Below are 12,858 nucleotides of genomic sequence, written 5' to 3'. Positions count from 1 at the left end.
CTCTACTCTTCAACAATAACCCTGAACCCTACATTGAACGGGCGTTGCCACGGATAATAAGCCTTGCGGATGGCCGAGGTTGAGTATTTCGGGCGTTCACGCCAGGAGCCTCCGCGTACAATCTTCTGTTCCGGTTTGACCTTTTCCGTTTTCTCTTTGAGAGGATAGGGGAGGTAATCGGAACGGGTCCATTCCGCTACGTTTCCGTTCATGTCGTATAGTCCCCAGGGATTCGGTTTCATGGAAGCGACATCGGCCGATATCAGATGGTGGTCGTTGACTCCCAACTCTTTCGGCAGGAAGTCCCAGAACTGGCGCATCGGATCGTTGGAACGCATCGGTTTGGGATTTACACCGGTGACGGCCAGGTCGACAGTCGTACTGTCTGCCAGGTTTTCGTAGATGCCGAAGTCTGCTTTACGGTCACCGAACCAGAAGTCACCGGCCGATCCTGCACGGGCGGCCCATTCCCATTGTGTCTCTGTCGGAAGGGCGATACGGCATTGATTTTTCTCTCCCAGCTTTTTACAGAAGTCGTTCGCTTCCTCCCAACTTACACGGATTACCGGCTGTTTCGGTAAATTGGCGGCATAACCGGGAGTCGTATGATCTTTCCAGGTCTGACCGATATACCGGCTGTCATGTTCGGGGAACAGGGCACCGAATTGTTCGTTCGTGATTTCGGTGGTACTCATCCAGAAACCTTCCTTAACCTGTGTTTTGAAGGCAGGTGAGGCAGACGGATCGTTATTGTCACCCATCGCAAATGTACCGGCGGGAATCCAGACCATATCCAGTGTGATACCCGGAGCAACAGTCAGCTGACGTGGGGACTTGGAGGTTTCGGCCTGTTTCTTTACGGCCTCTTCCTGGCTGAACGGGAAACCTTTGACTTTAATTGTTTTCGTTTTCTTTTTGTCCTTGGTTGTACCTGCGTTGGCTTCGGTTGACGAAGTCGCTCCGGTAGTACCGTCTGTTTCGTTGTTTTCCTTATTTTTCAGCCATGCTGCATAATCCTTAATCTCCTGTTGCCAGTCGACACGTACGCCACTGTACTTCTCTGACAGTTCCATGCGGCGTTCTACCTGGTTCTGGGGAGCTTCCTTTTTCAGGTCCAGTTGGGTGAATGCTCCGAAATAGGGGGCATTCAGGTCGATCCAGGTGTATAAGGTCTGCATGTCTTTTGCCGGTATTTTTACTCCGTGGTGACCTGCTTGCAGGATACGGATCAGTTCGCTGTTGTTCGCATAATATTCGTAAGGGCGAAGCACATAGATATCCGATTCCGGTCCCTGGCGGTATACGTAGGGGTGGAGGTTCAGATAACTCTGGTCGTAATGGCGTTCCAGCTTTGTCAGGATGCCACGTTTATAGGTGACCATCTGGTCTTTCCGGAAATCCGGCTGGGCGACAGTACCGTTGTGGCAGGATACGCAGTTGCGGTCCAATACCGGTTGCACTTCCAGGCGGAAGGTGAACGGGCGGACGCCTCCTTCGGGCATTTCCAGTTTATGCGGGAGGATAGTGGAGGCGATTGTGCGTTTAGGCATGGCGATCGTGTTCTGATCTTCATGGCAACCCGTGCAGGAGACAATCTCGCCGGGCATACCGGTCAGCCAGCTTCGCATCCATTGGATAGCGGCCCCGTTTTTATCCAGTGGCTGGATAGAGACAGGCGTGTTGGCCGGTATCTTGAACATGACGGAACCGTCTTCTTCAACAGGGACGGTACCGAGAATACGTTTAATATCCCATCCGCTCTGAATACCCTGTGCATCATGGTCGGAAGGAGCGAGGATATAGGCATATTCGTAGGCGAAGATGCGGAGCGATTTGATTGTTCCCCGCGGGACGCCTTGTGTGCCTTCACCTTCATAGATGTCCTGTATAAATACGGTAGCCTCTTTCTCTCCCGGTTTGATTTTCGACGGGATGATAGGAGGTGTTTCCGTTTTTTTCAATGGGATGGGGGCGGTGAGGCCTTCGCCTTCCTGCTCGGTGATCAGGGTAAGGTTGTCGAATATATCCACCAGATAGATTCCCCAAAGTGCGTCGGGACCGGGTTTGCAGGCCACCAGGAAATATTTTTCATTCAAAGGATAAGGCTTCATGAATTGCGGCCATACACCTTCCACCAGTTCGTCTTTGATGATCGGGACGATCGGGCGTTTGCTGAAAGGTAATTCCTGGACCATTCCTTTTTCCTCTTTACGGCTTTTGGCCGGATCGAAGATAATCAGCCGGCCGGAACGAGCTGTTCCGTGATGGCCGGAGATGATACCGACAAAACGGCTGTTGTATTTGGAGAGCGGTTTCATGTCGAATGTACTGTTCGGGAAATAGGAACCGCTTCCGTAGAGTGCTTTGTTTTCTGTCCCGTCCGGATTCATGTGCATAACAATGCGGGAGAAATAATGTGTCAGGTCAGTATATTCCCAGCGGGTGTACATCAGGCGGCCGTTCGGAATGACGATCGGCGCCCAGTTCCCGTCCTGGTCGAATGTCAGGCGATGGATATTTTTTGTTTCCGGATCGTAGGAAACGAGATTGGCAACGACATCGTCTCCATGTACGCAAGGGACACCGTTATAACCAATATTACAGGTGGCCACCACTTTGCCGTCCGGCAGATAGTTGGCGTCGCAAAATTCGAGGTCCGGTTCATCGACAACTACTTTTTGATGCAGGCCCGTTCCGTCTGTGTTTATTTCATAGATTTGCCACTGGCGGTTCTCATTAAGAGAGGAGAACAACAGCCGGTCTGCATCCCAGTGCAGTTGTATATCTGAGATGGGTACATCCGCTTCCGGCTTATAGATCGTTTTACTTTGAATGTCTCCGCGAAGATTTGAAAGCTGGCTGATTTCTGCATCATATCCTTTCCGGCGGCTGGAGAATAGAGAATTATAGTTGGCAACGGAGGTCCCGAGCGACGGTCCCATCGCTTTGCGTGCCTTATTTCCCAGTCGATAACGGGCTATCAGGATTTTGTCTACGTCGAGTAGCGGATTAGCCAGAATGATTTCCCGTTTGAGGGCGAGCAGTTTTTCTGCTTCGGCAATCGTCTGCCGGGTGGTGTCTTCAGATAAATGCCGGTTTACCTGGGGAAGTAATGTTTCCAGTTCTTCCAGCTTTTGATAGAGCACCGGAGCTTTATCTCCCAAGGATGATTTTGTATCGTCCAGATAAGCGCGTATAGCTTCCGGGTTTACCCAGTTGACTTGCTCTTGCAGCCGGCTTATTTGTACCTGACGCAACGAATCAGCTTCGGCTGAAGCCTTACCCAGAATTGGGAAGGTTAACAGGAAAGAGCATAAATATGCTTTATATTTCATGTTCATGATATGTTAAAGTTATTCTATTTCAATTGTACAAAACAAATGTATGCCTAAATTGTGTACGGGAACATATAAAATTGTATCAAATGCGATCACTATTATCTCGGAAGGAGGAAATGAGGGTGGAAAAGGCATATGTTTTTTCAGAAGAGAAAAAAGGCCATCCGAATTATCGGATAGCCTCTTTACAATATTAAGTAGGTATCAAAATTATTTGTCTTCCCAACCTTTGTTTTGAACTAAATTCGGATTCATAATTAACTCTTCTTTCGGAATAGGCCAGTAGTAGCGATAGTCATCCCAAGGAAGTGTACCGTTGATTGTGTTTTTATACGGACTTTTTGGATAGCAGATGATAAATCCGTCTTTGTCTGCAAATACAGTTTTACCTAATTCTACTTTTACTGCTATTTCGGGTTTGTCTGTGTGACTTCCATCATACAAATCTTTTACAGCGTTGAAGTTCATGCCACGCAAAGGAACTGTCAATAATTTACCGGCTTTCCAACGCATTAAGTCTTCGTAACGGTGATTTTCAATAGCCAACTCTATACGACGTTCACGACGAATTTCACGTAGTAAAGGGCTAACCGTATAATCAAGCTTTTCTGCATATATCTTATCCAGACGAGGGTCGGCAGGCTCTTTACCAACAGTTAATTTAGCTGTGGGATATTTTGAAAAATCAAAGCCTGCACGTTCACGTAAAGCATTAATTGTCAAATCTATATCAGACTGTGAAAGGGTTCCGTTCAGTTCGTATTTAGCTTCCGCATAATTTAAAAGCAATTCTGCATAGCGAAATTCGATGGCAGCCTGAATACCATTATATAAACGGTCTTCTTCAACGATATCTCCCATCCAATGTTTGATAACACGGTAACCTGTCACGGTAGAACTACTTTGCGAATAACTAAGTCCCGGGTATGTGATGCCGTTTAGTTCTTTATCAACAATACCGGCTTTATATATTGTAACGTGTTCACCCGGACGGCATACTGTTTGCGTTAAACGGGGATCACGGTTTTCCAACTCAGTCCATTTTCCGTAACCAAGGAAGTTCGGATTTTTTTCATAATTACCTTCATTTCCTCCTGTATAGATAGGGCGACCGTCAATACAGAGATACTCATCAATCAGACCTCGTGTTACTCCCATAGATTCACGGTTGGCGTTATTTTGATTGAAATAACGTTGAGCAGCATGTCCGACTTTATTTTCAAGGTAGGTACGAGCTAAAATAACTTCCGGATTATCTGATAAGTCGATTGCAGCAAACATTTTCCAGTAAGTATCTTCTCCGATATTGTAAAGAGAATATTTACCAAGTAATGTTTCGCAAGCTTTTACTGCTTCTTCCAACCATTTGTTGGCAGAATCTTGTAATCCCAATTCTGTATGATATTTGCGGAATGTACCTTCAAACAAACAAATACGTGCTTTCAAGAAATTAGCCTGATCTTTATTTAAACGGTCCACTTCCTGATCTGCTTTTGTCGGCAACCATTCTATCGCTCTATTAATACACATCAAAACAGAGTCCATCACTTCTGCACGGGGTGTACGTGGTGCATATAATTCTTCCGAATCCACATTTAAGTCACGTGTCAACCAAGGTACATCGCCGAAATAGAGTACTTTTTTATAATATTCCCATGCTTTGAAGAAATAGGCTTCACCAGCGTAAGCGTTTTTCTTTTTCTGGCTTAACTCAGCTTTGTCGTAATGTGTAAGGAAAAAGTTTACCTTACGTAGATTCCACCAATACCATCCCGTGCTTTCACCTGCACCTGTCGGAACAACTAATTCGCCAGCTAAGCTACTAAATTCAGATCCTGTTCTTACGCAATTATCAGAGTATACATCTGCATACATAAGTGGACTACCAGTAACACCGAATGGATAGGTATCAGAATCTGCCCAACCGCTTTTATGTCCGATGATATAAAGCGGGTATAAACTATTCAGCATCATCTTTAAGTCTGTTTCCGATTTCCAGAAACTTTCATCGGTAATTTCATCTAACGGATAACGTTCCATGAAATCATCATTACAACCTGGCAGCAACGTGACGGCTATGCCGAGTGCCAGCATATATTTCTTAATATTTAATTTCATAATTTATAATATCGTGTTTAGAATTGTGTTATTTAGAAACCTACTTGCAGACCGAATGCAACAGAACGCATCATCGGATAAGCGGATGAGATTTGATCCGGGTCATACAGGTCCGGAATTTGAGTGATTTCAAATAAGTTGTAACCGGAGATACTTAACCGGACATTTGACAATTTTGCTTTGTTTACCCATGCTTTCGGCAAAGTGTAACCCAGCGCTAATGTTTTCAAACGGAGGTAAGCTGCATTGAACAGGTAACCGCTCTGAGTCGTACTGGAAATACGTCCGGCATACATTGGATATTTGGCATCGGTGCGCTCCGGTGTCCAGGAGTTATTATACATTTCCCAGTTACCGGCAGTGTCTCCACCCCAAAATACGTTGTCGCTGATCCAAACATCTTTTTTACCGATACCCTGGAAAAAGATATTCAAATCTAAGTTCTTCCACGAAATATTACCGGTGATACCATATTGGAAACGCGGAGTAGAATTACCGATGATTCGGCGGTCACCCGGATTTTCCAGTGTATTATCTCCATTAGAGATTTCACCGTCGTCATTTAAATCAGCATAGCGTATATCGCCTGGGTATAAGGTTTTGTGTACCTTAGACTGGTCTGGACCAATTAATACATATTTACCGTTTTCATCAATAGTGAAATCGTCCTCTTGTAAAATACCAACTGTTTCATATCCCCAAATTTCACCCATCTTCATACCATCGTATAAAGTACTCAATAAGCCGTTTGGATTGCCTGTAAATTTAACAACCTCTGATTGATAATCAGATAATACCAGACCAATATCATAACGAATGCCATTACTTAATTGATCTCTCCATTTCAAGCTTAATTCCCAACCGTTTGTTTTCAATTCACCGGAGTTACGTTTTGGAACAGATGCTCCTAATACAGCCGGGAGTTTTGTCCCGCTCATAAGGATATCTGTTGTACGGCGGGTATACCAGTCGAAAGAAGCATCCAATCGACCTTTCAATGCTGTTACATCTACACCGAAGTCGAGTGTGCTGGCAGTTTCCCAAGTAAGGTCACTGGCAATGATACCTGTCGGGTTCATACCTTTGATCTGCTCATTGTTCATAACCCATGAAATATAACCTGCTGCTCCATAACTGGCTATATAAGCGTAGTTTGCTACATTCTGATTACCCAGTGAACCCCATGATCCGCGAATCTTCAGATTGTCTAACCAGTTGCGGGTATTAGCCATGAATTTTTCTTCCGAAAGTCTCCAACCTGCAGAGAAAGATGGGAAAAATTGATATCGGGTGTCATGTCCGAAACGAGAAGTTCCGTCATAACGGCCACTAAATTCAAACAGGTAACGTCCTGCATAGTCGTAGTTAGCACGAACGAAAGCACCACGTATGGCCCAATGTTCTTCATTGTCTCCTGTGTATTGAGTACCTGTCGTCATGCCTAAAGTCGGCAGGTCGTTTGTCAAAATGTCTTCGGCTTCTCCATACAGTTTGCGATAGTAATACCATTCCTGGTTGAAACCGGCTACACCTGATACATTATGATTGCCAAATGCTTTGTTGAAATTTGCGTATGCATTGATTGTATAATAATCGGAATGTCTTGTTTCTTCTCTTACTGTAGATGGATATGTATGTGAATTAATTGTAGTAGTCCAGTTGTCAACGACATAATTACGGATGGGTATTACTCGTTTCTGAAAATATTCCGTAGGACGATAAGTTAACTCTGCTTTTACATTTAATTCCGGGCAAATGGTGAGAGTGGGAGTAATGTTAAATACCGTATTTGTATTCTTTGTACTTTGTGTTGCTCCATAAGCCAACCAACCCAGAATGTTATCGGTCCATGTATCCGGAATCGGGTCGTTCGGACCTGTTTTGATAGGCATGTTCATATTACGTCCCGGATCATTTTTCATAGCTTCCCATACTTTACCTTTTTGGTAATTCATGTAAGGTTCATTATAATTACTTGTATTATAAGAAATTTTGGTAGCAACATCCAACCATTTGTTAATGTTTGTATTCAGGTTCATGTTGATGTTATAGCGGTTTTGTACATCGGTGTTGATTGTGTACATACCTTCCTGGCGTTGATAGCCTAAAGAAATGTAATAATGTGTCTTGGCAGAACCTCCACTGATAGAAATATTATGACGTTGCAACGGCGTCCAGTCTTTTACTCCTATTTCATACGGGTTCATATTAGCAACCCAAGTCATATTGGTCGTACTGCCTTCATTGTAGATCCATGCATTTTCAGGTCTGGGATCTTCCATGTATTTCTTTTTGGCGGCCAGCAATGTTTCCATCCAGGGAGTGACTGTACCTCCTGTCATTTCAGCTTGTTTGTTTTTTGCCAATTGAATGGTATAGGCATCCAGAATATCCGGGATATGCGACGGCGTGTTCCATTGCAGGTTCATGTTGTAAGTAACGGTTGCCTTGGAATCGTTCTTTCCCGATTTTGTTGTAATCAACATTACACCATAAGTTGCACGTGCACCGTAGATGGCGGAAGCAGAAGCATCTTTCAGGACAGAAATGTTTTCTATGTCGCTCGGGTTCATCATGTTCAAATAGTCTGTGTCCACCTGTATACCGTCAACGATGATCAGCGGGCTACCGTTCTTGATTTCCCATTTTTTTCCATCGCTATCCAAGCCGATGGAAGTACCCCCACGTACGTTGAATGAAGGCGATGCATTTGGCGATGCATTTGTTGCCGATACGTTCAGGTTGGGTACAACTCCTTGCAATGCCTGGCCGACATTGGCAACCGGTTTGTTTTCCAATACTTCAGCACCGACTGAAGCGACAGCGCCAGTTAAATTAACTTTCTTTTGTGTACCGAAACCGACTACGACCACTTCATCGAGGGCCTGTGAGTCTTCTTTCAATACTACATTAATAACTGATTTTCCTTTTACCGGAATAGTCTGGGTTTCGTAACCCATGTAAGAGAATACCAACTCGCCGTTTGCGGGCACAGACGAAAGCGTAAAGTTACCGTCTATATCGGTGATGTTACCAGTGGGGGTTCCTTTTATTTGGATGGAAACCCCAATCAAAGCTTCTCCTTTTTCATCTTTTACGTTACCGGACACACTTACGTCCTGGGCGAACAATTGATGGGCAAAAAGGAAAAAGCCCATCAGCATGATTAAAACTTTGTTCTTCATATAGAATAATATTAATGAATGGTTAACTCTTATTAATTAACTCGAGGGCAAAATTGTCCGTATTATCCTACATGAAAGGTTAATTTCATATCAATGATGGTAAGATTTGTGTCAACTCATTGATTTTCCTGTCGAATTAACTTTTCGGTATTCCTTTGGAGGCATTCCGTAGACTTGTTTAAAGCAGGAGGCAAAATATCCGCTACTGCTGAATGCTACTTTTTCCAAAATTTCACTGACACTTAAATCTGTTTCACGCAACATCTGGGCTGCCGCTTCTAGACGCAGATTTTTGATCATCTCAGCCGGAGAGAGGGAAGTAAGTGTTTTCGCTTTTCGGTAGAAGTTTGCGCGGCTCATACCGATTTCTTTGCAGATCATATCAATATCGAGTTTCGGGTTGGAGAAATTTGCTTTCACAATATTTGTATATTGTTTCAGGAACTCTTCGTCAAGCGGAGATGTTTTGACTCCGAGTTCATTCAGATCGATCTTTTTCTCATATTTTTTCCGTATCTGTATTCGTGAAGTCAGCAAATTCCGCACACGTGCTTGCAATAGGCCTATATCGAATGGCTTTATGATATAATCGTCAGCTCCGGCATTATATCCTTCGGTGATTTGCGAAGGCATTGTTTTGGCTGTTAATAGAATGACCGGTATATGGGCTGTTTGCGGATTTTGCTTGATCCGACGGCACAGTTCAAGTCCGTCCATTTCGGGCATCATGATATCACTGACAATCAGTTCGGGTATTTTTATGGCTATTTGTGTAAGTGCCTCTTTTCCGTTTTCTGCTTTCAGCACCTTATATTCATTTTCAAATTGTTTTTCCAGATAATCCAGCACATCTTTATTATCTTCTACTAAAAGCAATGTTTGTGAGATAACCGGAGTTTCTTTTTTTTCGGAAGGAATAAACTCCTGCACATTCATCAGGGGGGAGGATTCTGTCTGTTTGACCGGATTACTTACTGGCTTTTCGGGGAGAGGAAGTAAAACATGCATGCATGTTCCGGTTGGTACTATGTTTTCCGCCCAGATTATTCCACTATGTTGTTCTACTATGAAACGTGCTAAACTTAGTCCGATACCCGAACCTGCAATCTGATGATGTAAATCTTGTGAAGAGCGGTAGAATGGCTGGAAGATTTTTTCAATATCTTCAGATGTGATACCTTCCCCATTATCAGATACTTGTATGTGTAAATAGTAGTCTTCTGATAGATGCCGATTTTGACATAGTTTCACACGAACTATGTCATTTTCGCTTGAAAGTACAGACAATATAATTTCAATTGTTCCCTTTTCCGGGGTGAACTTAAAGGCGTTTGAAAGTAAGTTAAACAGCACTTTTTCAATTTCTTGACGATCATAATAAACACAATAATCTACCGGCAATTCATTTTTCCGGGTAAAAGTGATATTCCTGTTTTTTGCTACCGGGACGAATAACTCATATAACTCCTGAACGAACACGGATAGATCGAATTTCTCTTTTTGAAGTACCATTTTCTGTGAGTCATATTTTTGCACATCCATCAGATTATTAACGAGTAAGAGCAGACGTTGTGTGTTTTTACGCATGAGTTGCAACGTGTTTTTGACTTCCGTAGAGAAGGAACTATGGCGCAACATATCCTCGAGCGGATTGATGATAAGTGTCAAAGGAGTGCGTAGTTCGTGTGAGAAGTTGGTAAATAATCTCATACGTTCCTCGTGTAATTCCTTCATTTTTTCCTGTTCCAGCTGTTTGAAGCGGATACTGCTTTCCAGTTCGTGACGTACTTTCTGATGGTATATAAACTTCCATATAATAGTACCTATTGTGATGATATACAAGATGTAAGCCCACCATGTTTTGTAAAGGGGAGGGGTGACTGTGATGCTTAGGGAAGCTTCCTGTGGATTCCACAAATTTACACTGTTTGAGACCTTTACTTTGAAATTGTAAGTACCAGGGGAGAGATTACTATAATAAGCGACCCTTCTGCCCCTTACATAGTTCCACTCCTTTTCTACCCCTTCCATTTGATAGGCATATTGATTTTGTTTAGGTGAGATAAAGTCTGGAGCCGTATATCCGATTGCTATATTGGTTTCATCCGCTTTTAACCGGAGGGATTGAGTGTCCCCTAATTCTACCGGATTATTATTTATGGATAGGCTTGTCAGATATACGGGAGGGATATAAGTGTTTTTCTCCATCCGGGACGGATTAAAACATAATATGCCTTTATTTCCGGGAAAATAAAGAGTACCTTTTGTGTCGGTCGTTCCTGCATGTAACGTAAATTCCAATGCCCGGTGGCTTTCGTTACGGATGGGAGCAAAGCAATCTTTTTCTGCATTATAACAATATAAATCATTTTCGGATAATGCCCATAAAGATTGGTTCCGGTCGCTTACCATTGAATAGATATAGCCATCTGTTACACCGTCTTCAACTGTATAATGTTTGATCAGGTTGAGGTCGCGGTCAAAACGAAAGATGCCATAACCAAAAAATGAAACCCATATATTTTGTAATGAATCGGTCAGGATCGTACTGACAGTTCCCGGCTTCACGTTTTCGGGTAGGTTCAGTTCTGCCGAAGAGATCGTTTTAAGTGTCTCTTTCTTCATATCATATTTATGGAGTCCCTGGCTGAGTGTACCCATAATAAAAACATCCGGCTCTATTTCTTTTATTGCTGTAACAAAAAAGAATTTTCTGCTTTTTCCGTCTACCTTGAACTGATTGATCTGTTCGCCTTTATCGATAAGCACTAATCCTGTTTTGGAATTTGTTGGGATCCATAGTCTGTCTTTACTGTCATTCAGTAGAGTATAAATATCTCCATACTGGTAATCATAGAGTAGGCGATAATCTTTCCGTTTACGTGAAAACAGATAAACGGATCCCAGATTCGTAGCACAGATAATGCTGTCGCCTTTTATAAGTAGTGATTTAAAGATGTTTGAATTGTAATTGTTTTTGTAAGGAGACTTTTTAGGATAAAATTGTTGGCTTTGCGTGTTTGGATTATAGCAAAAAAGTCCGGCTCCTTCAGTTGCGAACCAGATATTTCCGTCACTGTCTTCTTTGCCCATTCCTAATAATCCGGTAAATTCACGGGGCGTGATCCGGTAAAACTGTGTTCTGACCGGGCTGTAATAATTCAGTCCCTTCCAGGTTCCTACCCATAATGCACCTGTATTATCTTTCAGGAGACTGTGTATGGAATAATAGCTTAATGTACCGGGTTCATCCGGATTGAATTTATAGGGAGTGACTTTTAATGTCTGCATATCTACCCTGTTCAGTCCGGAAAAGGTTCCGAGCAATAAGGTGTTGGAATCGGTTTCGGCTATTGCACGGACAACATTGCTGCTTAAAGCTGAGTTATCCGTATTCAGATGGACGAACCGTTCGTTTTCTTTATCAAGATAGCAGATTCCGGCTGTTTCGGAAAGTATCCATAACCTTTTCCGGCTGTCGGTAAATAATCTGCGGATCGCTCCTTTTATCAGCGAAGACGGATTTTCCGGTTCATGTTGGTAAAAACGTATGACTTCCCTCTGTTTGTTCAGGACTGCAAGTCCGGTTGATGAACTTGCTATATAAAGATTCCCTTCTTCATCTTCCTGAAGTCCTTTTATATTCGAAGCGATAGGAGTGGATGACAGCCAGTCTTTAAAAACAAGCGAATCGCCTTGCTCATCGTATTGATAGATGAATTTTTCTCCGGCAAGGAAAAAGTCTCCGCTTTGACTGAGCATGCAGCAATGCATGAATCGGGTCTCTTTTACATAATATCTTTTGATTTTTCCTGTTTGATGTGTGATTTTATGCACGCCGTTATCTGTAATCACCCAGATATTCTTATTCTTATCTTCTCCGATATCGAGTACGTTGTTATCTGTTAATGAGCAGGAGTCAGTCGGATTATTTTTGAACACCTTGAACTCGTATCCATCATATCGGTGTAATCCTCCCTGGGTTCCTAACCACAAATATCCGTCCGTATCCTGATAGATATTGGTAACGGTACCCTGTGTTAATCCATCTTCTACCCCAATCTGTGTAAAAAAATAAGGGGAAGTATTTTTACTGTTGGCAGATTGGAATAGATATGGAAATAAAAATAAAAGAAATAATACTAGTGTGTTCTTCGTCATATTTCATCGGCTTTTTTTAGGAATAAATCCACGAAACCATTGATTTGTCGGAAGCA

4 protein-coding genes are annotated in these 12,858 nt (G+C 42.9%); all 4 read right to left on the bottom strand.

Translation table 11 applies throughout. The annotated features are described in order from the left end of the window. Positions 1-2: 2 nt before the first annotated feature. Positions 3-3,341, bottom strand: a complete 3,339-nt coding sequence (locus DWW91_RS10090) for an SUMF1/EgtB/PvdO family nonheme iron enzyme (protein ID WP_122327617.1) — start codon at positions 3,339-3,341, stop codon at positions 3-5. A 207-nt stretch (positions 3,342-3,548) separates the two neighbouring features. After that, complete coding sequence (locus DWW91_RS10085) at positions 3,549-5,456, bottom strand: RagB/SusD family nutrient uptake outer membrane protein (RefSeq protein WP_122327616.1); 1,908 nt, start codon at positions 5,454-5,456, stop codon at positions 3,549-3,551. Between the two features lie 32 nt (positions 5,457-5,488). Beyond that, positions 5,489-8,641 (bottom strand): TonB-dependent receptor, encoded by a 3,153-nt coding sequence (locus DWW91_RS10080; protein ID WP_122327615.1) that lies wholly within the window; start codon positions 8,639-8,641, stop codon positions 5,489-5,491. Between the two features lie 111 nt (positions 8,642-8,752). After that, the gene (locus tag DWW91_RS10075; RefSeq protein ID WP_122327614.1) at positions 8,753-12,802 is read right to left on the bottom strand and encodes a hybrid sensor histidine kinase/response regulator transcription factor; all 4,050 of its coding nucleotides are present in this window, start codon (positions 12,800-12,802) and stop codon (positions 8,753-8,755) included. Positions 12,803-12,858: the final 56 nt, after the last annotated feature.

Origin of the sequence: Parabacteroides sp. AF17-3 (assembly GCF_003635445.1) — a bacterium.
Taxonomy (GTDB): Bacteria; Bacteroidota; Bacteroidia; order Bacteroidales; family Tannerellaceae; genus Parabacteroides; species Parabacteroides goldsteinii.
The sequence above is the reverse complement of the archived record's forward strand: the minus strand, read 5'-3'. Positions and strand labels throughout refer to the sequence as shown.